The sequence below is a fragment of the Pseudomonas sp. Emmai genome, assembly GCF_055179735.1.
The window spans coordinates 1,048,326-1,074,711 of sequence record NZ_CM143685.1 but is presented as its reverse complement, the minus strand read 5'-3'; the positions used below and the strand labels follow the sequence as shown (position 1 = coordinate 1,074,711).

Below are 26,386 nucleotides of genomic sequence, written 5' to 3'. Positions count from 1 at the left end.
CTAATAGCCGCTGGTTGTATAACTGCTCTAAATTGAAAGTAGTCGCACTTTCCGACTATGTACATAGCACTAGTGGCCTGTTGCGATTAATGGATCCACAGGAGCGTACACACCATGCCTATCAATACGAACGGCGCGTAAGGCTGCTTCCTTGACGCTTCGTGGCGAAAAAAGCGCAGACGCTGCCTAAGTCCTTGACTCATATGCAGCCAGACTTTTGGCGCAAGCAGTAACCACAACGCACTGGCCAGCCCCGCACCGATAATCGCCCCAAGCAGGTGCATACCGTCGGTCGCCAAGCCCAAAGCTGTCATTAATTTCACATCGCCGGCGCCCATGCGCTTCATCACGTAGCCCGGCAAGGTGAAGGCCAGCGCCAGCAACACCGCCCAGCCGCCCTGCTCTGCCCCAGCCCCCAGCCACGTGTTGCCGGTCCATAACAAATACGCCAGGGCCAACCCGCCGGCGCCCAACGTCAGGGCGTTGGCAATGTGGCGCTGGCGAGCATCCTGCACGGCGCACAGCGCCAGCCAGATAATCAAGACAAGGCTCTGCATCCGGTAAAAACCGTCCGTTTTGGCTGAATGATTCTATGCTGATATTACGCAGTGATTGTCAGGGTAGACGCAGTCATGAAAGCAGGCCTCCCCCGCAAGCAAAAAGGCGCCGCCGCGATTGAATTCGCCTTGGTGTTCGTGATCTTTTTTGCCGTGTTTTATGGGCTGGTGAGTTACAGCCTGCCGCTGTTGCTGATGCAGTCATTCAACCAGGCCACCGCCGAAGCGGTGCGCCGCAGCGTGGCGCTGGACCCCGGCACTGCCAACTACAACACCGCCGTCACCGCCCTGGCGACCACCGAACTGGCCCGGCAACTGTCGTGGATTCCTGCCGCGCTGAATTTCAATGTGGCCACCGACACGGCGGCCACCTACACCGGCGGGGTCCTGAAGGTCAGCATCACCTACCCGGTCGCCAAGTTGAATCAGGTCATTCCGTTCCTGGTGTTGCCGGGCATCGGCGCGGTGCCCAATCTGCCGGCCAATCTGACGGCCAGTTCGAGCCTGCAATTTTGAGTTCCGGGGACACGCTGTTCGGGCGCCTGCTCCATCGCCAATCGCCGCCCTCCTCTCAAGCACCAGAGCCTTTGAACGTGCCCAGCATCGGCCTGCAAGTGCATGTGGATGCCGAGGGCCGGGTGCTGCACCTGACCGGTCCGCTGCGCCATGTGTTGGCCCCGTCGATGCCGGTCGGGCAAACCCCGCACTTGCTTGACTACCTCATGCCGCAAAGCGTGTTGGTGGTAGAAGGCAAACCGGCGGACTGGCAGGGACAAAGCCTGGACCTGGATTTCTTCAGCCTCAGCGGCCAGCCCTTGCATCTGCGCGGCTGGGTCCAGCCGTTGGCCGACACCTGGCTGTTGCAGTTGATGGACATCGGCGACTTGTTGCTGGAACGGCGGCAGGCGCAAAGCCGCGAACACGGCCAGTTCCTGGCGACGCAGATCAGCGAACAGTTGCGCTTGTGCAGCCTGTCGCGCCTGCCCGAGGTGCTGACGGAACAACTGCAAGGCCTGGCGCAACGCTTCCACATCCCGTGCCTCGCCGTGGCCTTGCTCGACGAGCAGGAACAAGGCTGGCAGGTTCACCAGCAGTTCGCCGCCTTCGATGCTCCGCAGCTGTGGCAGACCGGGCAACACCTGGGTGCCGGCCTCGACAGCTTGAGCGGCTCCGCGCCCCAGCGCATGACCCTTAATGAACACCCGCGCCTGCAAAGCACCTTCGGCAATGCCGAGGGCCTGGCCGTGCCCTATCACGATGCCCAGGGCGTGGTCGCCTGGCTGCTCTGTGGTTTCTACCCCGCGCAACAGCAGGCGCCGGACGTGACCGAGCGCGATTGGCTGCACCTGTGCGCCGCCCTCGCCGGCCCGTTGCTGGAGCGTTTGCGCGAACACTGGCATCACTTGCAACTGGAGCGGCTGGAGTCGTTGCAAGCCTTGCTCGGCACCGGTTGGTGGGAGCTGTTCAGCGAGCAGGCCGAGGTGCAACTGGCGCCTTCACTGGCCAACACCTTGCACTTGGCGAGCAGCCGACTGCCGCTGCACGACTGGCTGGATCAGGTCCACCCGGCCGACCGCGAAGAACTGCGCAGCCACTTGCACACCTTGCGCGACGAAGGCACGACATTCGTCCTGTGCGTGCGCCTGCATCACCCCGACGCGCCGCACACCGCAGCGTGGTATCGCCTGCAAGGCCAGGCCCTGGGCCTCGGCCAAAACCGTCGTTTGGTGGGGTTCATGCTCGACATCAGCGACATCAAGAACCAGGAGCAACAGGCCGCAGCGGCCCATGCCCGGCTGGACAATCTGATCGCCAGTTCACCGGCGGTGATCTACGTGCAGCGCTATGTCGAAGGGGCGCTGCAACCGACGTTTTTCAGCGACAGCCTGTTGCCGCTGCTGGGCTGGAACCTGGCCGATATCAGCAACGGCTCACTGGTGGAACGGGTGCACCCCGACGACCGCGAGCACTACTTCGAGCGCACGCGGCAGCTGTTGCGTCAGGGCTCGGTGCGCGCCCGGTATCGACTGCGCGACAGGCGCGGAGATTATCACTGGCTGCTCGACGAAGCCAAGCTGCTGCGCGATGACCTCGGGCTGCCGGTGGAAGCCGTCGGTTTGTGGCTGGACGTCACCGAAGCAACCCTGGCGGCCGAGGCGGTGAAACAAAGCGAAGAACGCTATCGGATACTGGTGGAAGATTCCCCGGCGATGATCTGCCGTTATCGCCCGGACCTGACCCTGAGCTTTGGCAACCGGCCGCTGGCGACGTATCTGGAATGCCAACCCGATCAATTGCCCGGAGTGAACCTGGGCAGTTGGATGTCGCCGGAACAGCGGGAAGCCTTCCTGCAACGGATCGGGCAACTGAGCCCGGAATGCCCGGTCAGCACCGCGGAAATCAACCTGCAATTGCCGGGACGGGAACACGCCTGGTGGGTCTGGTCGGATCGCGGGGTGTTCGACGAGCAGGGCCGTTTGCTTGAAGTCCAGGCCGTGGGCCGCGACAACACGGACGTGCGCCGCTCCCAGCAGCAACTGACCCAGAGCGCGAAAATGGCCACCCTCGGCGAAATGGCCACGGGGCTGGCCCATGAGATCAATCAGCCGCTGAACGTGATGCGCATGGCCATCGTCAATGTGCTCAAGCGCCTGGGCAACGGCGATGCGCAAATCGATTACCTGACCGACAAACTCAAGCGCATCGACACGCAGGTGCAGCGGGCGGCACGGGTCGTCGACCACATGCGCGTGTTCGGTCGCCGCTCCGAGGTCGAGCAGCATCCGTTCAACCCGGCCGAGGCCATCGAAGGCACCCTGGCGCTGCTGGCCGAAGGCATGCGTGGCAAAGGCGTGGAACTGCGGGTCAGCGAGATCGATTTTGCGGTGCAGGTGCGCGGTCATGTGGATCAACTGGAACAGGTGCTGATCAACCTGATCGTCAACGCCCGGGACGCGTTGCTCGGCAAGCGCGAGGCGGATCGGGATTTCAAGCCGTGGATCTCGGTGTACGCCGAACGCGATGCTCAGTCGGTGAGGCTGTGGGTCGAGGACAACGGCGGCGGCATCGATCCGCGTTTGCTGGAGCGGATTTTCGAACCGTTCTTCACCACCAAACCGGTGGGCGTCGGCACCGGGCTGGGGTTGTCGGTGAGTTATGGCATCGTCGAAAACATGGGCGGGCGCTTGAGCGTGCGCAACTCGAGCGAGGGCGCGCGGTTTTGTATCGAGCTGCCGATTGCCCCGGACGATCAGATCACCAGCGAGGCGCGGCCTGAGTGACAGCTGAGGTTGGCGCCGACATCAACTTTGTTCAGGTCAATGCCCAGGCTCACCAGCAAGGTGTTGATCAGCGTGTCGAGCAAGGGGCTGAGGACGCTATTGATCGCGTTGACCAGCAAGGTTTTGACCGAGCTGAGGATCGTCCCCAGCACACTGACCAGACTGCCCGACGGGCCATACATGTTGAGCTGGATGTTATTCAGGGTGTCGTTCAGGCTGCTGACCACGTTGGTGGTGGCAAAGGAGTAATAGAACGGCGGCTGGTTGATGTCCGGCAGGTTGGCGGCGGCGGGTGCGGCATACACGTGAGGCATGTTGGCGTTCGCGCCCACGGTGGTGTTGGCCGAGATATCGAGCCCTCCGCCGACACCCGGCGTGCGCGGGGTGCAGTTGAACGGCAAGACCAACAGAAAGCGCTGGCAGGTTTTCACGCCGATATCGATGACCTTCAACGGCTGCGCCACCACGGTGGGCGGCGTGATGTTGCTGCCAAACGCCGTGGCCGGATCGATGGTGCCGATTTTCAGGTTCACCAATGATGTGCTGGTGTTGGTGGTCAGGGTTTTGCTGGTGGGGCTGACGCAGCTGTAGGCGGTGACGTAGCTGTTGGCGCTGGCCACGTCCAGCGCCACATCGAGGCGGATCGGCGCCGGCAGCACGATGATGTCGGGCGTCTGGCAGGGCACGCCCAACAGGCAAGTGAGCGAATCGAGCACGCCGACCAGATTGAGGTTGAGCAAGGCGTTGAGCGTATTGGTCAACGGCCCGGCCAGATCGGCCACCGCGTTGACCAGCGGGGTAATCGCATCCAGCACCGGCAAATTGATCGACAGCAGCGTGCGCACCTGGGCGGTTTTCACATAAATCCGATTCGGCCCCAACGGCGCGAGCGCCGCATTTTTCGGGTTGCCGATGGCCGACAACTGCGGCGGTTCCAGCACTTGTACCCGGGCCGTGATTTGCGCCAGCCCCGCCAGGTTGATTTGCTGGGTCGCCACCAGGCCGTTCTTCTTATTGGCCAGTTGCACAAATGACTCGACGAGGTCGAACACCTTGATGTTGGTCGCCAGCGCCGCGATGTTGCTGCCGGCCTCGACATGCAGCAGATTGCCCAGCACCACCTTGGTGGTACCCGCCGCAACCTTGAGCGCTTGCAGGCTGGCGATGGTCACGGTCGCCCCCAGCGTGCCGCCGGGGTCGAGCACATTGATGGCGGTCTGGATCAGTTGGCTGACGTTGACGGCGGTACCCAGGGCCTGGTCATAACCGGCGACGGTCAGGCCGAGGTCCAGTTTCAAGCGGTCCAGGTAACCGAGCAGGCTGATGTTGGTATTGATCAATCCGTTCCAGCCGGCGACGCTGATATTGACGTTGCCCCCGAGCAAGCCACCGAACAATGCGTTGAGCATGGCGGACTTGCTGGTATCAACGCTCAGCAAGGTACTGCGAATGGTCAGGGCGGCCACCGGTGGCGGTAATGCGGCGACGGCGGTGGCGCTCAGGTTGAGGGTCGATCCGGCGGGCGCACCGCCGAACAGCGCGCCGATGCCCCCGGCAATGCTGCGCGGGACGGCATGGCTGGCGATCACTCGAATGGCTTCGCTTTTACTCGGATCGGCGCCGAATACCCGCAGGTTGTTGGCGTCCAGGCTCAAGGCGCCGCAGGTGACGGCCAGGGTGCGAGTGGGGTCGGGCAGGATGAAACCGTTGCGTGTCGCACTGGCGGTGGCATACGTGGTGGCCGTGGCACCGGCGGCGCAATCGCCACCCCGGCTGGCCGCCTCCAGGGCCGCCATGTCCGCCACCCGTTGCAGGTTGCGTTTTTCCAGGTACAGCCGACCGCTATCGACCACCAGCAGCAGGAACACCAGGGCCATGCCCAAGGTCAGCGCCGCCATCAAACCGATAGCCCCCCGTTGCCGGACCGGGCCGCGAAACTGCGACATCGCGCACTCCTTCGCCGGCGCACACCTTGTGCTGCCTCCATTGGCAAATTGCAGTGTAGACAAGGGTTGGCGAGGTTGCCGGCCACACAAAACCTGCAGGAGCGAAGCTTGCTCGCGAAAGCGGTGTGTCAGGCACATCCGTTTTGGATGTGTCGACGGCTTCGCGAGCAAGCTTTGCTCCTGCAGGGATTGTGGGGTTTATCGGGGTGGGTAGTTGGCCAGGATCCGGCCCACGGTTTCGCGCACGGCATTGCTGCGATCTGCCGGGTTGGGCGAGCTGCTGAGGATTTGCTCGTCGCTGCCGCGCCACACCAGTTTGCCGTCCTTGCCGTCGAGCAGGTCGATCTGGATGGTCGCCACTTTGTAGCTGACGTTGCGGGTTTCGTTGTACATCGGGCCGCCCCAGTAGCCGTTCCATGGGCCGCCCCAACCGCCGCCGTAATTGGTGGTCACTTGTTGCTGACGGTCTTCGACGATCAGGTAGGCCTGCACATTCACATCACCCTTCTGGCCCCCGGCGGCGGGACGCAAGCCGCGTTGATCGAGCTGATCGGTCACCGCCTGACGGATGCGCTGTTCGGTCAGGTCGCTCTTGATGCGTGGGTCATCGGGGCGGTATTGCAGGGCGGGTTCTTTCCAGCTCCAGCTGCGATAGGCGGCGAAGTCGCGGCTGGCGTCGAAATCATGGTTGACCTGGTGGGCGCAGGCACTGAGCAGCACGGCCACAGCCAGTAATACGAGAGGGCGGAACATGATGGTTCTCCGATTGAAGACATGAACCTGCGCAATGCTTCTTAGCTACAAGAAGCTAACTGGGAGGATACGCCGACATGGCCTTTTCCACAGCCTCCCGAATCGCATCGACACGCTGGCTTTGATTGCCCTGGTTCGCCGTTTCGGCGCTGGCGCTCCACACCGGTTGACCGGTGCCGGCGTCGAACAGATCGACACGCACCACCACAACCTGTTCCGAATAAGTGCGCACGATCGGCACGGTTTCGTACATGCCGTAACCCCCGCCATATCGGCGGTAGCCGCCATAACCGCCGCCGTAATAACCGTAGTCGTCCTGAACCTGGCGCAAGCGGGTTTCCAAGTGCAGGTTGGCGCTGACCAACAGGTCCGCCGGGCGATTATCGTGTAATGGGCGCAAGCCGCGCTGGTCGAGGGCATTGCTGACCGCTTCGGCCACTTGCGCCGAATCCGCCCAGGCCGAACCCGGCGGCAGTTGCCCGTTGAGCCAGGCCCAACTGCGGTAACGCCCGTAGTCCCGGGGCGGCGCCGGGTAGGCGCTGCGGTCGAAGGTATTCGCCGCTTGCGCGGGCGCCGGCGGCAAGGGGTTGGACGTCGCCACATACGGGTTGCTGCCCTGGCAGGCGGCCAACCCCAGACACATCAGCAGTAACCCTGAACGCGCGTTCATGTTGTTCTCCGATCAGATCGGCCGACAGATCCAGTGCAAGTAACGCCCAAGCCCGGCAAAGCTTGGGTGGCGACGGTGGGCCAGTTCCATTTCGAGCAAGTCCACCAGTTCGGCGCGGGCCTGGAATTCCACCGGCATGTAGTCGTGAAAAACCCGCACCCCACTTTGGGTTTCGACCTGCCACAGACCTTCAAGTTGCGCCGCCAATTCCCGTGGATCAAGGGGCTGTTGCGGGGTCAGGCTCTGCTTCTCACCGGCCATATCGTTCTTGCGCATTTTGCGGAAGTGGCCCTTGAGCAGGTTGCGGTAGATCAGTGCGTCGCGGTTATAGAAGGCCAGGGACAGCCAGCCCTCCTTGGTCGTGAGTTGATGCAGCACCGGCAGGATCGCGTGGGGTTCGGCGAGCCATTCCAGCACGGCGTGACACAGCACCAGGTCGTAGGGTTCGGTGAGCTGGCCGAGCAAATCCTGCCATGGCGCTTGAATGAAGGTCGCGCTCTGCCCGGCGTCGGCGAAGCGTTGGCGCGCGCCTTCGAGCATTGGCGCGGCCGGTTCGGCGAGGGTGACGTCATGCCCGCGCTGGGCCAGCCACAGCGACATATGGCCGAGGCCGGCGCCGATGTCGAGGACGCGCAGCGGACGGTCCGGCAGGGTTTCCGCCAGGTCGGCTTGCAGCACGGCCAGGCGAATCGCGCCTTTGGCCCCGCCGTAGATTTTTTCCGCGAAGCGGGTCGCCAGTTGATCGAAATGACGGTCGCTCATCAGCTGAACCGCCGTTCGCTGTCCGCGAGTTTGCTGCGCACCACTTCGTTCATGTCCAACCCCAACTCGCTGCACAGCAATAAGAGATAGAGCACGATGTCGCCGACTTCCTGCCCGGCGTGGGCCAGTTTGTCGGCGGGCAATTGGCGGGACTGGTCTTCGCTCAGCCACTGGAAGATTTCCACCAACTCGGACATTTCCACGCTCGCGGCCATGGCCAGGTTTTTCGGGCTGTGAAATTGGCGCCAGTCATTACGGTCACGGATGGCGTGCAGGCGTTCGGTCAGTTCAACAAGGTTCATCGGGCTCTCCTGAAGGCGTATAGCTTCGGGGGGATGGCGGGTGAAGGCAAGTCCCGGAGATTGCGCGCTTTTCCATGGGTGTCGAACCTGTGGCGAGCGAGCTTGCTCGCGTCGGGCTGCGCAGCGGCCCCTTGGGTGAGTGCTGCGCACTCAAGCGGGAGCAAGCTCCCTCGCCACAAAAGCCCTGCCACAGGGGCAAGTCAAACCCTCTATGCTAGTAGGGAACTCGGCACTACGATCCGCGGCCCAAGTCAGGCGCGGCAACCTTGCCACCACCATCATCAGGACGCCCACATGCAGGTAGAAAGTTTCTTTGAATGGCTCGGCCAGGCACTCGGTTCGGTCATCCGCTTTATCGTCGACGGCCTCAGTGGCCTGTTCAATATCCTCAGCCATGCCGGCAGCAACTTTGTCGAAGGGCTGTCCCGGACGCTGGGCATGGACACCTCGATCATCAGCATCATCGCGCTGATCATCGGGCTGATGCTGTTGTGGTCGGCGATCCGGGCGTTCATGAATGCGTCGATCATCATGGGGATCATCTGGTTGCTGCTGGGGCTTTGGTTGTTGAGCTGGATCATCCACTGACACCCCTGATCGTTCCCACGCTCTGCGTGGGAATGCAGCCCGGGACGCTCCGCGTCCCTGACGACGTGACGCAGAGCGTCACAGGAGTCATTCCCACAGAGCGTGGGAAAGATCACGCAAACTGTCGCTACAATGCCCGCTCCCCAAGGAGCCCGCATGTCCAACCTGATCGCCGACTGGCGCGACCGCCCGACCCATCGCAAGGTCTGGGCCCTCGCCGCGCCCATGATCCTCTCGAACATTTCCGTACCGCTGGTGGCGCTGGTCGACAGCACCGTCATCGGTCACTTGCCCCACGCCCATCAACTGGGCGCCGTTGCGGTGGGTGCCAGCCTGTATACCTTCCTGGCCTGGGGCATGGGTTTCCTGCGCATGGGCACCACCGGTTTTGCTGCACAAGCCGCCGGGCGCGGGGATGGCGCGGCGCTGCGGCAGATTCTGTTGCAGGGCCTGTTATTGGCCATGGGCCTGGCCATCGTGCTCGGGGCGGCGGGGATTCCGTTGAGCGGCGTGGCGCTGCACTTCATGCAACCGTCGGCCGAGTTGGATCAACTGACCCGGGAATTTTTCCACACCCGTTTGTTTGGCCTGCCGGCAGCGCTGGCCAGTTACGCGCTGGTCGGCTGGTTCCTCGGCACCCAGAACGCCCGGGCGCCGCTGGCGATTCTGCTGGGCACCAACCTGGTGAACATCGCGCTGAACCTGTGGTTCGTCCTCGGGCTGGACTGGGGCGTGGTCGGCGCCGCCCGAGCGTCGGTGATTGCCGAATGGACCGGTGCGCTGATCGGCCTGTTGATGACCCGCAAGGCCCTGCGCGCCTATCCCGGCCACATCGCCTGGGCCGCTCTGGCGCTGTGGCAGAGCTGGCGCCCGCTGCTGGCGGTCAACCGCGACATTTTCATCCGAAGCCTGGTGCTGCAATCGGTGTTTTTCCTGATCACCGTACAAGGCGCGCGGCTGGGCGATGCCACGGTCGCCGCCAACGCGCTGCTGCTCAACGGTTTGTTATTAACCGCCCACGCCCTCGATGGCCTGGCCCACGCCGTGGAAGCTCTGTGCGGCCACGCCATCGGCGCGCGGGATCGCGATGCTTTGCGCCGCTCATTGGTGGTGGCCGCCGGTTGGTCGTTGATCGCCAGCCTGGGCTTTGCCGCGCTGTTTCTGTTCGCCGGGCATCTGTTCGTCGAGATGCAAACCAACATCCAGAGCGTGCGCGACACCGCGTTCGTCTACCTGCCCTACCTCGCCGCCCTGCCGCTGATTGCGGTCTGGAGTTACCTGCTGGACGGGTTGTTCATCGGCGCCACCCGCGCCCGGGAAATGCGCAACGGCATGCTGTTGACCATGCTGCTGTTGCTGCCCTTCGCCTGGGCGTTGCAAGGTCTGGGCAACCACGGGCTGTGGATCACTTTCCTGCTGTTCATGTTGCTGCGCAGCCTGACGCTTGGCGCGATTGCCTGGCGCTTGCGCCAGAACGATGGCTGGTTTGCCGGCCGCGTTCACTGACTCGGCGTGGATTTGACGAAAGACGTGACCTCATCCAGCACCGGCGCCAGGCCGCGCAGGGGCCGGGACAGCGTCGCCACCAGCGTGGCGTGGCTGGTGCGGGCATAGTATCGATCCTGAACCGCAACCCCGGCCGCCCGCAGTTTGTTCGCCAAGCCGCCGGTGTTGCGGGTCGGGTTGACCACGTCATCGTCCTTTGCCGCGATTAACAAGGCCGGCGGCGCCCCGCGACTGATGTGATTGATCGGCTGTGACTGCGGCGGTGAATCTGGCCAGAAAAATACCGGGCGCACCTCGGGATTCTTGATCGGCAGAAAATCATACGGCCCGGCCAGGCCGATCCAGCCACGCAGATCATGGGGCGACATGCCCACCGCCTCCAGCAACGGCGGCTCCAGCGCCAACATCGCCACGTTGTAGGCCCCCGAACTGTGGCCCATCAGGAACATCCGCTCAGGGTCCCCGGAAAACTCACGAATGTGGTCGTGGGCCCAGGCCACGGCTTTGGCGCAGTCCTCTAGAAACAGCGGATAACGCACCTGTGGATACAAACGATAATCCGCCAGCACCGCGACGATGCCTCGGGAGGCCAACGCCTCGCCGACAAAGCTGTAATCGCTGCGTGAACCGCTGTTCCAGCTGCCGCCATAAAAAAACACCACCACCGGCGCGTTTTTCACCGGATACCGGGGCACATACACATCGAGTTTTTGCCGTGGATCACCGCCATAAGCAATGCCGTCGGTCTTGTCGAAAGTGCCGTCAGGGGTGAGGGCATTGAGCATTTTCAGTGGCGAACAGGCAACCACCATGGCCAGTAAAACCCCGCCGATACACGCTTTGAACAGTCGTCGGATTGTGTTCGCCATATCGGTGACATCCTCGTGTCAGGGTTGATCGCCCTGCCAGCGATTGCGCAGGTAATCGAGTCGTTCCTGCTGGGTCTGCCCCGGCAAGGGTTGCGCGGGCAAAGCGCCCGGACACTGCAAGCGTAGCCACAACCAGCCATCCAGTACCGGCCGTTCACTAAAGCCCAGCGCCAGGCCTTCCTGCACATGGGACCACAAGCGGTTGTACTCAGTGCCAGTGGATCGGCTCCAGTGCCAGGCATGTTGCTCCAGCACACAGGTTTGCAGCTTTTCCTGTTGGCGCGGGCTGAGGTTTTCTTCGACCGCCAGCGGGCTGACCGCCAGTCCCGGATTGAGCAGTTTCTGCCAGCCCTGACTGCCAATGGCCCGATCGGCCCAGGTCCCGCCGAACCAGCGCAACTGGCTGATCGGGCCGAGCCAGCGGCTCAGCTCCTCGGCATCGCAGGCATCAAAGAAGTAGCTGGCGCAGTGCGGGTTGTAATAGCTCAGCAACGCCCGGTGATGCAGGCCGAGCGACACCGTGAGCATGCGCCGCAAATGCGCCAGCAGCAGGGCCGCCGACGCCTCGCTGACCAGCAGCAAACCTTGCCAGGTGTGGGGTTCGCTGTAGCAAAACTCGATCAGCGCCGGGCAGTCCCGCAGTTCGATCAGCGCCGGTCCTTGCTCGCGCAAGGAATGCAACTCGGTGTCTTCGAACAACCAGCACCAGCGCACATCGGTGAATCGTCGCCGCAGCATGGCCGCCGCGCCAGGCGCACCGGGTACATCCAGCAACAGCCATTGCGAGGTCGGGTCTGGCGTCTGGACGCCGATCATGCCGCACCGCTCTGGCCAAACAGCGTTGCCGCCCGACAGGTGCAGACCTGCTCCCGACAATGACTGAAACTACCGCCGCCCGGCAGCAGGCAGAGCAACAGCAAGGGCTCGCTCGATCGCAACAAGGCCAGCAAACCTGCTGACTCAGGCTGCACCGCGCTCGTCACTTCAGGTTCATTGACGCACGGCGGGCCTTGCAGCAACCCGGTGATCAACGGCTGGTCCGGATCGCCCTCGATGAAACTGACCACCACCTCGGCCCCTGCCCTCCATTGCGAACGGGCGGCGTTGTTCAGTTCGGGGGACAGGGGCAGCCAACAGTGATCCGGTTTTGCGCCTTCGCCTTGATAGAGCCAGTCGAACTGCACCGCCACGGGACGCGCCGGATCGGGTTGGGCCTCCTCGACATCGACGACCCAGGCCCGTTGCAGGCTGAGCATCCGGGGTTTCGCCGGCCCATGGGTGGCCACCCAGGGCGCCTCCCATGGCACGGCGCGAATCGTGTTGGCATAGGCAAACAGCGGCTCCTGGCCGCCCCGGTGCTCAACCTCAATCAAGCGCCACACATCATTCCACTCGTTGACCGGATGGCCGGCCAGCGGCATCAACTGACCACTGCGCAACGTCGTCAGGGTCGTCCGGCCCTCGGCGACCGGCGCCGCGTTCACACCAACTTGCACCTCGAACCGAGACACTGCGCACGGCTCGCTTTCACCCTGGAACACCAGCGTTTGCCCATGGCGCGAGGCCCCCTGATCGTCACTGATGATCAAACAGTGCCCTCGGCTGGAATGTTCGAAGTGGTAGTGAAGACGCTCTTCGGCGCACAGACGCTGGAAAAATTGCAGGTCCGATTCGCGGTACTGCGTGCAGAAATCCCGGGGCGGGTAATCGCTGCTCAAGGCCAGGCGCCAGTCCTTGCCGGCAATCCCATGCTCCTTGAGCACCTGCCCAAGAATCTGCGGCACCGAACGCCCGCTGAAGATGCGCTGGCTGAAGCGCTGGGCCAGGCACGCCAGTTTCGGCCGCAGACGCACACGACACAGCCGGGACAAGGTGCCATGTTCACGCTGGACGAGTTCATGCAATTGCCCGTGGATACCGGTGCCCGAGGCTTCGAACTGCAAGAACGCCCCGCGATACAGCAGGCTGGCAAGGTCGAGTGTCGGGTCATCGATCAGCAGGTCCACCTCGAACACAAACGGTTCGCTGATGGCTTCACTGCCGGTAAAGGCCAGGACCTCAAAGGCGTCGGGCAGGCCCGCTACGTCCAGACGAAATGACGGCTCGTTGACTGGATCGAACATCGGCGATTCTCTACAGGAGGGGCGGCCGGGGATTCTCGCCGAGAGACATGGCCGAGTAGAGTGCCGAAGTACAACTTAGGAAATGACCTACGCGAAAAGAAGACCACATCGCTTTAACAACCGTCGATGTGAGTCATTTCGCTTGGAAAGAGAGAAATGTCGCACCGGGTCATCTGAAATTTCCGCAGCGTGCGGAACATTTTCAGACAACCCGATGGGAACAGTGCCTTACCTCAAGAAGACAGGTAAGACGAGCGGGTCAGGCCCAGGCGCAGCGCGTCGAGGAACTGGGTGCGCTCGGCGGCAGTGATGCGCGCACTGGCGCACTTGTCGCGGTAGTGGGTCATCAACTCCTCCGGCGACAAGTGCACGTAGCGCAGCATGTCTTCGATGGTGTCGTGAGTCTCGATCCCGGCGTGGTACACGCTGCCGTCGGCGTTCTGGTAGATGTTCACCGAGTCGGTGTCACCGAACAGGTTGTGCATGTCGCCGAGAATTTCCTGGTAAGCGCCGACCAGGAAGATCCCCAGCAGGTAGTCTTCACCTTCGTTCAGGCCGTGCACGGGCAGGCTGGTTTCGATGCTCTGCTCGTCGACGTATTGCTTGATCTTGCCGTCGGAGTCGCAGGTCAGGTCTTGCAGCACCGCGCGGCGCATCGGCTCTTCGTCGAGACGGTGCAGCGGCAGGATCGGCAATACCTGGCCGATGGCCCAGGTGTCCGGCAGGCTCTGGAACACCGAGAAGTTGCAGATGTACTTGTCGGCCAGCTTGTCGTTGAGTTCGTCGAGCACTTGGCGGTGCGAACGCTGACGCGCCTTCAACGAGTTGTGCAGACGACGGCAGACCGCGAAGTAGCACTGCTCGGCCAGGGCTTTTTCCGCCAGGGTCAGCTTGCCATCGGCGTACTGGGCGGCGATGTCGCTCATGTAGTGCGTGGCGCGCCAGTAGGTTTCGGTGACCATCTCGATGTCGGTCGGGCCCAGCAGGTCAACCAGCCACTGCACGGTTTCCGGCAGCTCTTCCTTGTTCTCGATCTTCGGCACGTCGTCGTTGTGTTTCTCGACGTCGGTCACTTGCACCACCAGCATCGCGTGGTGGGCGGTCAGGGAGCGGCCGCTCTCGGAGAAGATGTTCGGGTGCGGCAGGCTCTGCGCGTCGCAGAATTCCTTGAGCATCCCGACCACGACACCGGCGTAGTCGTCCATGTCGTAGTTGATCGAACTGGCGTTACGCGAGTGCGTACCGTCGTAGTCCACGCCCAAACCGCCGCCGACGTCGATGTGATCCACCGGCAGGCCGAGGTTGCGCAGTTCGCCGTAGTAGCGGATCGCTTCCTTGAAACCGTGCTGGTAGTCCGCCAGGTTGGCGATCTGCGAGCCCATGTGGAAGTGCAGCAGGCGAATGCCTTGATCCAGGCCCGCAGCGCGGAAGCGCTCGACCACGGACAGCAACTGCGCCGCCGACAGGCCGAATTTGGATTTCTCGCCGCCGGTGTCCGCCCACTTGGACGAGGCCAGGGACGACAGGCGCACGCGCAGGCCAACCTGTGGCTTGACCTTGAGCGATGCGGCTTCTTCGATCACCAGCTCAACTTCGGACTCTTTCTCGATCACGATGAACACGTTGTGACCGAGCTTCTGACCCATCAACGCCAAGCGGATGAACTCGCGGTCCTTGTAGCCGTTGCAGACGATGGTGCCGCCCTTCGGCGCCAGGGCCAGCACGGCCAGCAGCTCAGGCTTGGAGCCGGCTTCCAGGCCGATGGACACGTCCTGGGTGGCAATGATGTTCTCGATCACCGCTTCTTGCTGGTTAACCTTGATCGGGTACAGCGCGGTGTATTTGCTCTGGTATTCCAGGCGCTCGATGTTGGCGTCGAACGCGCCGGTCAGCTGACGCACGCGGTCTTGCAGGATATCGGGGAACCGCACCAGCAATGGCAAGGACAAACCGCTTTTGCGCAGTTGGTCGACTTGCTCGAACAGGTCGATAGGCGAACTGGTCGGACCGTTCGGACGAACTTCGACGCGACCGGCGTCATTGATCGCGAAATATCCGGCCCCCCAATGGCGGATCCCGTAAACACTGCGGCTGTCCGCAACTGTCCATTGGCTGCCATCGTCTTTGCGTGTGCGTCTTACGGACATTGAAGTCCCCTATAAAGAAGTCATAGAGCGTCGCCTGGGTTCAGGCCGGCGCAGTCTAAAGAATGAAAATGACGGTTCGTCAACGAGGGGATAGACCTCGCTGAGCGCAGTGAGTTTAGAAACCAGTCAGAACAGGCTCTGTGAAAACCATGTAGGCGACGCCGGACCGAATGAAATCAGGACCGGATCAAGCCGAGGGTGGTTTTCACAGAAGCTGCTAGCCGCCGGACTTCTTGGCCTTGAAACCCAGCTTGATCAGCTCGGCCAAGAGTAGCTCGACATGATCGCCCTGGATTTCGATGATGCCGTCTTTCAACGCCCCACCGGTGCCACAACGCTTCTTCAAGGTGGTCGCCAGGGCCGTGAGCGCATCCAGAGCCAACGGCACGCCGGTGATGGTGGTCACCGTCTTGCCGCCACGGCCCTTGCTTTCGCGACGCACGCGAGCAATGCCGTCGCCGGCCGGGATCACGGTCTGTTTGCAGATACAGGCGTCCACCGGCTTACTGCAATCCGGGCAATGACGACCTGCGTCGGTGGAAAATACCAGGCCACCTAGGGCGGCGAAGGATGCGGCTTTTTTGGCCACCGGCAATCCTCTTGGGAGGACAAAGACTGGCCGCGGCAACCCGGGAGGGCGCCATCGACCGCGAAGCCCCACTCAGGCAGGGGCAGCGCTACTGAAACGGTACAGACCTGTAGGAGCGAAGCTTGCTCGCGAAAGCGGTGTGTCAGGTACATCCATTCCGGATGTGCCGCCGTCTTCGCGAGCAAGCTTCGCTCCTGCAAAGAGCCATGTCGGTTCAGCTTGAAAAGGTCGCGCAGTGTAACGGCAAAAAGCCGACTTGCTAAGAGCCAATCAGCGCCAATTTATGGCTCTTTTGCGACGTCGGTTTGCTGAGCCCGCAGATAACGCTTCAACGCGGCCAAAGAGTCCGGGCAGTAAGGCTTTTGCTGGATTTCCAGCATCACCTGATCGATCGGGATAAAGCGCGCTTCAAGCACTTCTTCCGGCTGCAGGATCAACGGGCCGTCCCATACCGCCGAAAACGCCGAACACCACAGCCGATTGCCGGTGTCTTCGAAGAAAAAATGGTCATGGGCAGTCAGTTCCACACCGCTTACCCCCAGTTCCTCTTCCAGCTCTCGGGCGGCCGACTCGGCGTAGCTCTCGTTGGCCTGGACCATGCCCCCCGCCGCCACGTCCCAGTAACCAGGATAAATGGCTTTGCTCAGGGTGCGCCGGTGTACGCAAAGTTCACCGGCCGAGTTGAACAGCATGATGTAGGTGCCGCGCCCGATCAGCCCGCGTTCGCGCAAGTCGCGGCGGACCAGGCCGCCGAGCAGGTTGTCCTGCTCGTCGACCCAGGCGATCTGTTCGGCATCCGAGGCCGCGCGATGGGCGGCCTCTTTGGCGTTATCAACCATGAATCAGCCCTGGTTCAGCAGTTGACGCAAATCGATCACCGCCGCGTTGGCCCGGGAAATGTAGTTGGCCATGACCAGCGAGTGGTTGGCCAACACGCCGAAGCCGCTGCCGTTGAGGATCATCGGGCTCCAGACCGGCTCTTGAGAAGCCTCCAGTTCACGGATGATCTGGCGCACGCTGACCGTGGCGTTTTTCTTCGCCAACACGTCGGCGAAGTCGACTTCGATGGCACGCAACAGGTGGGACAGGGCCCAGGCCTGACCGCGCGCTTCGTAAAACACGTTGTCGATCTGCATCCACGGGGTTTCGACGATTTCTTCGTCAACCTGCGGTACCTGGCCCGGCACCACCACTTCGGTTTTCAGCGAAGTGTTGAGCTTGACCCGGCCAACGCTGGCCGACAGGCGTTGCGACAACGAACCCAAACGGGTGCCGACATCGCCCAGCCAGTTGTTCAGGTTGTCGGCGCGGGCATAGAACAAGGCGTTTTTCTGCGACGGGTCGGACAGGCGCGCCTGGTAGCGGCTCAGGGAATTGATGCCTTCCTGATACTCCGACTCACTGGACGGCAAGATCCAGCTCTTGTTATCGAAGTTGAAACGCGGCTCGGCCTTGGCCAGGTCCGAGTCTTCCGCCGACTGCGATTGCGAGCGGGCGAAGTCTTTACGCAGGGCGCGGGTCAGGTCGCGGACCTGCACCAGCACGCCATATTCCCAGCTCGGCATGTTGTCCATCCACAGGCCCGGCGGGAAGCGGTCGTTGGAAATGTAGCCGCCCGGTTTGGTCAGCAACGTACCGGCGACGGTCTTGAGGGTTTCCACCGTGGTGTAGCCGACGACCATCTGCTTGCCTTGTTGCTCGGCCGCGACCTGGGCATTTTGCTGGACCGGAAACAGCGCAGGCTCTTCGCTCCAGTACCAGCCAAGGCCGATGGTCACCACCAGGTAAATGGCAATCAGAGTGGCCAGCGCCCGGCTGAACAACAGGCCGCTGACGTAGCTGCGGGTGGCCGATTTCGGTTCAGCGGCACGTTCGGGTGCGCTGCCCGCGCGGTTCTTCCAGTCCAGCATGGCGATATCCTTTCAATCACTTGAGTTCATCGGTTCGACCACAACCCTACGCCATCGTGCCGCTTTTTACCGCACCTCAATCCTGCGGGAAACAACGAGCCATACAATCGCGGCGATCGAGGCGCCACTATAAATGAAGCACAGGCCTGGAGCCTATGCGACCAGTCGGTCAGAAACTGAATGAGGTCGCTTTGCAGATTATTGACGTACGACACTCATGTGACGGAAAAGAGGTGCTAGCATAGAGCCACCAGTCGATCTCAGCATGCACCCTAACTAGTAGTCAGGATATGACCGAGCCAGAAGACCCCAGCCGTGAGCGCCTCAAGCACCACTTTGCCCAGCGGGTAATTCATCAGGCACGTCAAATTCTTGAGATATGGCAGCGCCTGCAACGCAGCGAGTGGTCCGCCACCGATTTGTCCGAGCTGAGCGAGGCCAACCTGCGCCTGCTGCGCTTTGCCGAGCGTTTCGAACAACCGGAACACTCGCAACTGGCGCGCCACATCGGCCAGTCGCTGGAAGCGGTGGACGCCAATCGCGGACGCCTGAGCAGTGGCCTGATCACTGACCTCAACCGTTTGATGCAGCGCCTGTCGCGCACCGGCCTGCGTCACGGCGATCAACTGGACCAGACGTTCCTGCCGCCGCTGCGCAAGCCGATCTACGTGATGTTGCAGGATCACGACCGGGCCGAGCGGCTGGCCAAGCAACTGGAATTCTTCGGCCTCAGCGCCCAGTCCCTGGACAGCGTCTCGGCGTTTCGCTCCTCGATGGTCGAGCGCTTGCCGGCGGCGATTGTCATGGATGTGGACTTCAGCGGCCCCGGCATCGGCCTGAAACTGGCCGCCGAAGCCCAGGTCGGCCTCGACGAACCACTGCCGCTGTTGTTTTTCAGCCTGCACGAAACCGACACCCCGACCCGGCTCGCCGCCGTGCGCGCCGGCGGCCAGGAATTCCTCACCGGCACCCTCGAAGCCTCGAGCCTGCTGGAGAAGATCGAAGTCCTGACCTGCGTCGCCCAGTACGAACCCTATAAAGTGCTGATCATCGACGACTCCCGCGCCCAGGCCCTACACACCGAGCGCCTGCTCAACAGCGCCGGGATTGTCACGCGGACCTTGATCGAACCGATCCAGGCCATGGCCGAACTCGCGGACTTCCAGCCCGACCTGATCATCCTCGACATGTACATGCCGGCCTGCACCGGTACCGAACTGGCCAAGGTGATCCGCCACAACGACCGTTATGTCAGCGTGCCGATCATTTATCTGTCGGCCGAGGACGACCTGGACAAGCAGCTCGACGCCATGAGCGAAGGCGGCGACGACTTCCTGACCAAGCCAATCAAGCCCCGGCACCTGATCACCACCGTGCGCAACCGCGCCGCCCGTGCGCGTAACCTTAAGGCGCGGATGGTCCGGGACAGCCTCACCGGCCTGTACAACCACACGCACATTCTGCAATTGCTCGAAGACTGTTCGTTCCGCGCCCGTCGCGAGAACAAGCCGTTGAGCTTTGCGATGCTCGACATCGACCACTTCAAACGGGTCAACGACAGCCACGGCCACCCCATGGGCGACCGGGTGATCAAGAGCCTGGCGCTGTTTCTCAAGCAACGCTTGCGCAAGACCGACTTCATTGGCCGTTATGGCGGTGAAGAGTTCGCCATTGTCATGCCGGACACCGATGTCGAATCGGCCCACAAGGTGCTCGACGAAATCCGTCAGCGCTTTGCCGAAATTCACTACCCGGCCCAACCGCAAGACCTTTGGTGCACCTTCAGCGCCGGGGTGGTGGAGCTGCGCGAAGATTCCGACAGCCTGATGATGGCCAGCCAGGCGGACGAGGCGCTGTACCGCGCCAAGGATGCCGGGCGCAACCGCGTGCAGGCCGCGCGGGCGTCAAAGCAAAGTGCCACTTTTTCATCGGAATCCACTGAGTCGGTCATAACCCTGTAACACAAACGCAATAAATTCAGGCGCTTACCATTCTGCCGTCGGTAGACCCGTTATGCGCCTGAAGCTGCTGACCAATCTCAATACTCTCCTGCTGATCGCCGTGTGCGTCGCCCTCGGCGCCACGCTGTGGTGGTCTCAAAAAGCCCTGGAGCGCCCCTATCTGTTGATGGAGCGCTACCTCGGTTTATCCCAGCAGTTTCAAAATGAAGTGGCGCGTAACGTCGAGGATTACCTGTCCAGCGGCGATGCCTTGCGCTTGAGCAGTGCCGGCCAGGCCATCGACGGCCTGCAAAAAGAACTCAGCGAACTGCCCCCGACCTTGGCTGAGTCCTTGCGCCCGAGCCTGTCGAGCCTGGAAGAATTCAGCAAGACCGACCTGCTGGCCGCCGGCAAACTTGCGGGGGATCCGCAAGCGCTATTACTGCAAGCCGAACGGGAGCTGGGCGCCAGCCTCGATCAGCTCAGCCAGTACGCCAGCACAAACGCGAGCTACCTGACGCCGTTGCTCACCGCCTCCCAGCACTTGGGCAAGCTGTCCCTGGCCCGGGACAAACTGGTCAGCAGCGGGCGCAGCGAACTGGCCGCTGATGTCGAGCGCGAGGTCACCAGCATTCGCGCCCAAGCGACGCAACTGGATGCGTTGCCGCTGCTTGGAGTGACGGCCAGCGTGGAATCGAGCAGCGACGATTTCAACGCGATGATGGGCCTGGAGAACACCGAAAAAGCCGTGGCCGAAGATGCCGGCGTCGGCCTCAAGCGTGAATTGAACGGCCTGCTCACCCGCTACCCGGCGGAACTGGCGCGCACCCGCGATCAAATTCAAAAACGCGCCGACCTGAGCGCCGCCACGCACCTGAAAATCGCCGCCGTGCAACAAGCCATCGCCGGCCTGGAACCGGTGGTGCGCGCCCAGCACGGGCAGATCCAGGGCGAAGTGCGCTTGATGCAAGGGCTGATGATCGGTCTGATTCTGCTGATCGCACTGTTGATCGACACCCTGCAACGCCGTTTGGCCCGAACCCTGACCAACCTCGCACCCGCCCTGTCGACCTGGGCTGAAGGCGACTTCAGCCAGGACATTCAACTGGGCAAGACCAACCGCGAACTGCATGACATCCAGGCCTCGCTCAATCGCTTGCGTGCTTATCTCGTGGACTTGGTAGGGACCATTCGCCTCAACGCCGAACAAGTCGCCGGCAGCAGCCGCACCCTGGCCGAGTTGAGCAACGACCTGCACAGCGGCGCCGAGCATCAGGCCGGCGACACCGCGCTGATCCGCGACTCCCTGGGCGAACTGGAAGCCACCATTCAGCAAGTGGCCGGCGACGCCAGCCAGGCCGCCGATGCCAGCCGTAATGCCGGGCTGGCGGTGGAGCATGGGCAAAAAGTCATCGGCTTGAGCCTGACCGGGCTGCATGCGTTGGTGGGCGAGGTGCAGGGCAACGCGCAGATGATCGAACACTTGGCCGAAGAGTCGGCGACCATCGGCGGCGTGCTGACGGTGATCCGCTCGATTGCCGACCAGACCAACCTGCTGGCCCTGAACGCGGCCATCGAAGCGGCGCGCGCCGGGGAAATGGGCCGTGGTTTTGCGGTGGTCGCCGAAGAAGTGCGCTCCCTCGCCCAACGCACCGCCGGTGCCACCGCCGAAATCCAGACCTTGATCGCCGGCCTGCAAACCGCCGCCCGGCAATCGGTGGAAGGCATGCGCGCGCAAGTCGAACATGCCGAAGCCACGGCCAATCAGGCACAGGACGCGGATGGGGCGCTGGATAAAATCGTCGACGCGATCCAGACCATCGCCGACACGGCGGTGCGCATTGCCGATGTCACGGCGCAGCAAAGTGGCGCGGTCAGCGAGATCCGCGATCACAGCGAGCGAATTCATCAGTTGGGTGGGGATAATTTGCTGCGGATTGGCCAGGGGCGTGAGCAAGGGGAGAATTTGTTGGTGCTGGGTGGGCGGCTTCACACCGCCGTCCAGGCCTTCCGCGTCTGATTAATGATCGTTTTCACCGCGCGTGGGAATGATCGGGGCACCTGTAGGAGCGAGGCTTGCCCGCGAAGAACGATAACGCGGTCTGCCTGATGTACCGCGTTATCGTTCTTCGCGGGCAAGCCTCGCTCCCACAGGTACGGCGGCAATCCGCGTCGCTGTCCGCTATCATGCCCCCACGTCCAACACGCGAGATTGTCATGCGCCGTTTGCTTTGCCTGCTGCTGTTAGTGCTCGCCCTGCCGGCCTCCGCCACCGGGTTGCTGGACAGTCGGCCCAGTTCGACATTGGGTTCGATCAACAACAGCGCCGATTTCCTGCCGGTGCGCGAAGCCTTTCAGTTGAGCCTGGTAGACAGCACGCCGCAATCAATCAAGCTGCGCTTCGTCGCCACCGAGGGTTACTACCTCTATCGTCACCGTTTCCAGTTTCGCGCCGATCCGGCGGATGTCGCCCTCGGCGCGGCGCAACTGCCCGACGGTGAAAAGAAGCACGATGAGTACTTCGGCGATGTCGAGGTGTACCACGGGATTCTCGATGTAGAACTGCCGCGCACCGATCAACGACCGTTCACGTTGGTGGTGACCTATCAGGGTTGCGCCGACAAAGGCCTGTGCTATCCGCCGGAAACCGAGCGGTTGAGCATTGATGGCAACGGCGCGGTGGTTGCCGACCAAGTCGCCCCAACAGCGCCGAACTGGAGCTGGCGCGAACTGGCGCTGTTCTTCCTCGCCGGGTTGGGCCTGACGTTTACGCCCTGTGTGCTGCCGATGCTGCCGATCCTGTCCAGCGTGGTTCTGCGCGGCCAGATTGGCGGGGTGCGCGGCTTCAATCTGTCCCTGGCCTACGTGCTGCCGATGGCCGCGTGTTTCGCCCTGCTCGGCGCGCTGATGGGGATGTTCGGCGCGCAGCTCAATCTTCAGGCCCGCCTGCAATCGGCCTGGGTGCTGGTGCCGTTCGCCACATTTTTTGCGGTGTTTGCGTTGGCGATGTTCGGCGTGTTTGAGCTGAAACTGCCGCACTTCATCAGCAGCCGACTGGACCGGATTGCCGGGCGCACCGAGGGCGGTTCGTTGTGGGGCGCGGCGGTGTTGGGGGTGGTTTCCAGCCTGTTGGTATCACCTTGCGTTTCCGCGCCATTGGCCGGTGCGCTGCTGTACATCAGCGCCAGCGGCGATGCGCTGGGCGGCGGATTGAAACTGTTCGTGCTGGGCCTGGGCATGGGCACGCCGCTGTTACTGGTAGCCACCGGCGGTGCGGCCTGGCTGCCGAAAAGCGGCCCGTGGCTGGTCTATGTGAAAAACGCGATTGGCGTGTTGTTGCTGGCGCTGGCGATTGGTTTGCTGAGCCGCGTCGTACCGGGCCAGGTCACCTTGCTGCTGGTGGGTTTGCTATGGGGTGGCGTCGGCCTGTTCCTGGGCGCGCTGGAGTTTGTGTATAAACCGCCGCGAAAGCGTCTCGGGCAATTGCTCGGCCTGTTCCTGCTGTTTTACGCGATGGCCTGCTGGTATGGCGCTTTCAGCGGCCAGGGTGACTTGCTCAACCCGCTGGGCCGCACCGTGGTTGCCAACCAAGTGCAAACCAGCAACGCCTGGCAAACCGTCAGCACCCCCGCCGACCTCGACCGTGTCCTCGCCGAAGCAAAATCGTCCGGCACTCCGCTGTTGCTGGATTGGTATGCCGACTGGTGCATCAGTTGCAAAGTCATCGAGCACGAGGTGCTCAACGACACCAAAGTCGTCGAACATCTGCAGGGTTATCGATTGATCCGTTTCGACATCACCGCCAGCAATGCCGAGCAACGCACCCTCCTCGACCGCTACAAGCTGTTCGGCCCGCCCGCGCTGATGTTTTTCGGCAAAGACGGCGCCGAACGTGCCGATGTGCGAGTGATCGGCGAGATCAATGCGAAAGACTTCGCCGAACGTGTCGTCAAAGCGAATGACCGGATTTAATCACTCGGTCATATATTTCGCGCAAACATCGGCCATCGTGCTGGCTATTGCATAGAACTGGACAGTCACAAAGGCTTTGCGGCATAGTCGCCGGGTTCTGACAATTGCACACAGATAACAAGGAACAGCAGATGGCGACGCTACTGGTTCTGCACGGACCCAACCTGAACTTGCTCGGCACCCGCGAACCGGGCGTCTACGGGGCGACCACCCTGGCGCAGATCAATCAGGACCTGGAACGCCGTGCCCGTGAAGCCGGCCATCATTTGCTCTACCTGCAAAGCAACGCCGAGTACGAATTGATCGACCGCATCCACGCTGCCAGCAGCGAAGGTGTGGACTTCATTCTGATCAATCCAGCAGCTTTTACTCACACAAGCGTCGCATTACGTGACGCGCTGCTGGCGGTGAGCATCCCATTCATCGAAGTGCATTTGTCTAACGTGCACAAACGCGAACCTTTCCGCCATCACTCTTACTTCTCCGATGTAGCGGTGGGAGTGATCTGCGGCCTTGGCGCCAGCGGTTATCGACTGGCCCTGGAGGCCGCCCTGGAACAGCTTGAAACACAAGCTAAACGCCCCTGACCGACCCTTGGGAGTTGATGATTCATGGATATCCGTAAAGTTAAGAAACTGATCGAATTGCTGGAAGAGTCCGGCATCGACGAGCTCGAGATCAAGGAAGGCGAAGAGTCCGTTCGCATCAGCCGTCACAGCAAGACCCCGGCTCAGCAGTACTACGCTCCTGCGCCAATGCACGCTCCGGCCCCGGCACCTGTTGCCGCTGCTCCGGTGGCTGCTGCCGCCCCTGCTGCTCCGGCCGCCCCCGTACTGAACGGCACCGTTGCCCGTTCGCCTATGGTCGGCACCTTCTATCGCAAGTCTTCCCCGTCCTCGCCATCCTTCGTTGAAGTGGGCCAGACCGTGAAGAAAGGCGACACCCTGTGCATCGTTGAAGCGATGAAGATGATGAACCACATCGAAGCTGAAACCAGCGGTGTGATCGAATCCATCCTCGTCGAAGACGGCCAGCCGGTTGAGTACGACCAACCGCTGTTCACCATCGTTTGAACCGCGGAGAGACTTTGATGACTGCGAAGTTGGAAAAAGTTCTGATCGCCAACCGCGGTGAGATCGCCCTGCGGATCCTGCGTGCCTGCAAAGAGATGGGCATCAAGACCGTCGCCGTGTACTCCACGGCAGACAAAGAGCTGATGCACCTGGGTCTGGCGGACGAATCCGTCTGCATCGGTCCGGCATCGGCTGCAAAGTCTTACCTGCACATTCCGGCGATCATCGCCGCGGCTGAAGTGACCGGCGCTACCGCTATTCACCCAGGCTACGGTTTCCTCGCGGAAAACGCCGATTTCGCCGAACAGGTCGAGAACTCCGGTTTCGCCTTCATTGGCCCGAAAGCCGACACCATTCGCCTGATGGGCGACAAGGTATCGGCCAAGCACGCCATGATCGCGGCCGGTGTTCCAACCGTTCCAGGTTCCGACGGTCCGCTGCCGGAAGACGAAGAAACTGCCCTGCGCATCGGCCGTGAAGTCGGCTACCCGGTGATCATCAAGGCCGCTGGCGGCGGTGGTGGTCGCGGCATGCGCGTTGTGCATAAAGAAGAAGACCTGATCTCCTCGGCCAAACTGACTCGCTCCGAAGCTGGCGCGGCGTTCGGCAACCCGATGGTCTACCTGGAAAAATTCCTGACCAACCCACGTCACGTGGAAGTCCAGGTGCTTTCCGATGGCCAGGGTCACGCGATCCACCTGGGCGACCGCGATTGCTCGCTGCAACGTCGTCACCAGAAAGTTCTCGAAGAAGCGCCGGCACCGGGCATCGACGAGAAGGCTCGTGCTGAAGTCCTCGCCCGCTGCGTCAAGGCGTGCATCGACATCAACTACCGTGGCGCAGGCACTTTCGAGTTCCTGTATGAAAACGGCGCGTTCTATTTCATCGAAATGAACACCCGCGTTCAGGTTGAGCACCCGGTATCGGAAATGGTCACCGGCATCGACATCGTCAAGGAGATGCTCAGCATCGCCGCTGGCAACAAGCTGTCGTATACCCAGGAAGACGTCGTCATCCGCGGTCACGCACTTGAATGCCGAATCAACGCCGAAGACCCGAAAACCTTCATGCCAAGCCCAGGCACGGTCAAGCATTTCCACGCCCCAGGCGGCAACGGCGTTCGCGTCGATTCGCACCTGTACAGTGGCTATGCCGTTCCGCCGAACTACGATTCGTTGATCGGCAAGCTGATCACCTACGGCGCAACCCGTGACGAAGCCCTGGCGCGCATGCGCAATGCGCTGGACGAAATCGTTGTCGACGGGATCAAGACCAACATCCCGCTGCACCGCGACCTGGTCCGCGATGAAGGCTTCTGCAAAGGTGGAATCAACATCCACTACCTGGAACACAAGCTGGCTAACCAGCATTAAGATGTGATCCAGACCAACAAAGCCG

23 protein-coding genes are annotated in these 26,386 nt (G+C 62.1%); 10 read left to right on the top strand and 13 right to left on the bottom strand.

Annotated elements, in window-relative coordinates; all coding sequences use genetic code 11:
* Positions 1-86: 86 nt before the first annotated feature.
* Positions 87-557: an A24 family peptidase gene (locus tag ACY4LX_RS04690; protein ID WP_463259299.1), complete on the bottom strand. Its 471-nt coding sequence runs from the start codon at positions 555-557 to the stop codon at positions 87-89.
* A gap of 75 nt (positions 558-632) precedes the next feature.
* Here ACY4LX_RS04690 and ACY4LX_RS04685 point away from each other — a divergent pair, with 75 nt between their 5' ends.
* Both ACY4LX_RS04685 and ACY4LX_RS04680 read left to right on the top strand, forming a co-directional pair.
* Positions 633-1,073 (top strand): TadE/TadG family type IV pilus assembly protein, encoded by a 441-nt coding sequence (locus ACY4LX_RS04685; protein WP_463259298.1) that lies wholly within the window; start codon positions 633-635, stop codon positions 1,071-1,073.
* Positions 1,070-3,838 (top strand): PAS domain-containing sensor histidine kinase, encoded by a 2,769-nt coding sequence (locus ACY4LX_RS04680; protein WP_463259297.1) that lies wholly within the window; start codon positions 1,070-1,072, stop codon positions 3,836-3,838. The genes ACY4LX_RS04685 and ACY4LX_RS04680 overlap by 4 nt, the downstream gene beginning before the upstream one ends.
* Here ACY4LX_RS04680 and ACY4LX_RS04675 read toward each other — a convergent pair.
* From ACY4LX_RS04675 to ACY4LX_RS04655, 5 genes are all read right to left on the bottom strand, one after another.
* On the bottom strand, positions 3,808-5,784 hold the full coding sequence (locus tag ACY4LX_RS04675; RefSeq protein WP_463259296.1) for a pilus assembly protein TadG-related protein: 1,977 nt from the start codon (positions 5,782-5,784) through the stop codon (positions 3,808-3,810). The genes ACY4LX_RS04680 and ACY4LX_RS04675 overlap by 31 nt on opposite strands.
* 198 nt (positions 5,785-5,982) lie before the next feature.
* Positions 5,983-6,537, bottom strand: coding sequence for a DUF4136 domain-containing protein (locus ACY4LX_RS04670; protein ID WP_463259295.1), 555 nt, complete (start codon positions 6,535-6,537; stop codon positions 5,983-5,985).
* A 55-nt stretch (positions 6,538-6,592) separates the two neighbouring features.
* Positions 6,593-7,207, bottom strand: coding sequence for a DUF4136 domain-containing protein (locus tag ACY4LX_RS04665; RefSeq protein WP_463259294.1), 615 nt, complete (start codon positions 7,205-7,207; stop codon positions 6,593-6,595).
* Positions 7,208-7,219: 12 nt separating this feature from the next.
* Entirely contained in the window at positions 7,220-7,969 is a 750-nt protein-coding gene (locus ACY4LX_RS04660; protein ID WP_149660683.1) for a methyltransferase, read from the bottom strand.
* Positions 7,969-8,271, bottom strand: coding sequence for a MazG-like family protein (locus ACY4LX_RS04655; protein WP_017336358.1), 303 nt, complete (start codon positions 8,269-8,271; stop codon positions 7,969-7,971). Before ACY4LX_RS04655 ends, ACY4LX_RS04660 begins: the two co-directional genes overlap by 1 nt.
* Positions 8,272-8,565: 294 nt before the next feature.
* Here ACY4LX_RS04655 and ACY4LX_RS04650 point away from each other — a divergent pair, with 294 nt between their 5' ends.
* Positions 8,566-8,859: a hypothetical protein gene (locus ACY4LX_RS04650; RefSeq protein WP_133839339.1), complete on the top strand. Its 294-nt coding sequence runs from the start codon at positions 8,566-8,568 to the stop codon at positions 8,857-8,859.
* 156 nt (positions 8,860-9,015) lie between these two features.
* Positions 9,016-10,365 carry an MATE family efflux transporter gene (locus ACY4LX_RS04645; RefSeq protein WP_149660682.1) on the top strand — a complete coding sequence of 450 codons (1,350 nt, stop codon included), beginning with the start codon at positions 9,016-9,018 and terminating at the stop codon, positions 10,363-10,365.
* Here the strand turns inward: ACY4LX_RS04645 and ACY4LX_RS04640 are convergent.
* The 7 genes from ACY4LX_RS04640 to ACY4LX_RS04610 form a co-directional block, all read right to left on the bottom strand.
* Positions 10,359-11,234, bottom strand: coding sequence for an alpha/beta hydrolase (locus tag ACY4LX_RS04640; RefSeq protein ID WP_149660681.1), 876 nt, complete (start codon positions 11,232-11,234; stop codon positions 10,359-10,361). The genes ACY4LX_RS04645 and ACY4LX_RS04640 overlap by 7 nt on opposite strands.
* 18 nt (positions 11,235-11,252) lie before the next feature.
* Entirely contained in the window at positions 11,253-12,050 is a 798-nt protein-coding gene (locus ACY4LX_RS04635) for a DUF4123 domain-containing protein (protein WP_463259293.1), read from the bottom strand.
* Positions 12,047-13,357 (bottom strand): type VI secretion system Vgr family protein, encoded by a 1,311-nt coding sequence (locus ACY4LX_RS04630; RefSeq protein ID WP_463259292.1) that lies wholly within the window; start codon positions 13,355-13,357, stop codon positions 12,047-12,049. Before ACY4LX_RS04630 ends, ACY4LX_RS04635 begins: the two co-directional genes overlap by 4 nt.
* Positions 13,358-13,590: 233 nt before the next feature.
* Complete coding sequence (speA, locus tag ACY4LX_RS04625) at positions 13,591-15,504, bottom strand: arginine decarboxylase (protein WP_149660678.1); 1,914 nt, start codon at positions 15,502-15,504, stop codon at positions 13,591-13,593.
* Between the two features lie 217 nt (positions 15,505-15,721).
* Positions 15,722-16,093, bottom strand: a complete 372-nt coding sequence (locus ACY4LX_RS04620; RefSeq protein WP_123599678.1) for a translation initiation factor Sui1 — start codon at positions 16,091-16,093, stop codon at positions 15,722-15,724.
* A gap of 281 nt (positions 16,094-16,374) precedes the next feature.
* On the bottom strand, positions 16,375-16,932 hold the full coding sequence (locus ACY4LX_RS04615) for an NUDIX hydrolase (protein WP_149660677.1): 558 nt from the start codon (positions 16,930-16,932) through the stop codon (positions 16,375-16,377).
* Positions 16,933-16,935: 3 nt separating this feature from the next.
* Complete coding sequence (locus ACY4LX_RS04610) at positions 16,936-18,003, bottom strand: DUF2333 family protein (protein ID WP_463259291.1); 1,068 nt, start codon at positions 18,001-18,003, stop codon at positions 16,936-16,938.
* Between the two features lie 290 nt (positions 18,004-18,293).
* Between ACY4LX_RS04610 and gcbA the strand changes: the two genes are divergently transcribed.
* The 6 genes from gcbA to accC all read left to right on the top strand — a co-directional run bounded on the left by gcbA (position 18,294) and on the right by accC (position 26,361).
* Positions 18,294-19,964 carry a diguanylate cyclase GcbA gene (gene gcbA / locus ACY4LX_RS04605; protein WP_463259290.1) on the top strand — a complete coding sequence of 557 codons (1,671 nt, stop codon included), beginning with the start codon at positions 18,294-18,296 and terminating at the stop codon, positions 19,962-19,964.
* A gap of 52 nt (positions 19,965-20,016) precedes the next feature.
* On the top strand, positions 20,017-21,963 hold the full coding sequence (locus ACY4LX_RS04600) for a methyl-accepting chemotaxis protein (RefSeq protein ID WP_463259289.1): 1,947 nt from the start codon (positions 20,017-20,019) through the stop codon (positions 21,961-21,963).
* A 197-nt stretch (positions 21,964-22,160) separates the two neighbouring features.
* Positions 22,161-23,915, top strand: a complete 1,755-nt coding sequence (locus tag ACY4LX_RS04595; protein ID WP_463259288.1) for a protein-disulfide reductase DsbD — start codon at positions 22,161-22,163, stop codon at positions 23,913-23,915.
* Positions 23,916-24,046: 131 nt separating this feature from the next.
* Positions 24,047-24,502: a type II 3-dehydroquinate dehydratase gene (gene aroQ, locus ACY4LX_RS04590; RefSeq protein WP_149660672.1), complete on the top strand. Its 456-nt coding sequence runs from the start codon at positions 24,047-24,049 to the stop codon at positions 24,500-24,502.
* 24 nt (positions 24,503-24,526) lie between these two features.
* On the top strand, positions 24,527-24,988 hold the full coding sequence (accB, locus tag ACY4LX_RS04585) for an acetyl-CoA carboxylase biotin carboxyl carrier protein (RefSeq protein WP_054044024.1): 462 nt from the start codon (positions 24,527-24,529) through the stop codon (positions 24,986-24,988).
* A gap of 17 nt (positions 24,989-25,005) precedes the next feature.
* The gene (gene accC / locus ACY4LX_RS04580; protein WP_054044025.1) at positions 25,006-26,361 is read left to right on the top strand and encodes an acetyl-CoA carboxylase biotin carboxylase subunit; all 1,356 of its coding nucleotides are present in this window, start codon (positions 25,006-25,008) and stop codon (positions 26,359-26,361) included.
* Positions 26,362-26,386: the final 25 nt, after the last annotated feature.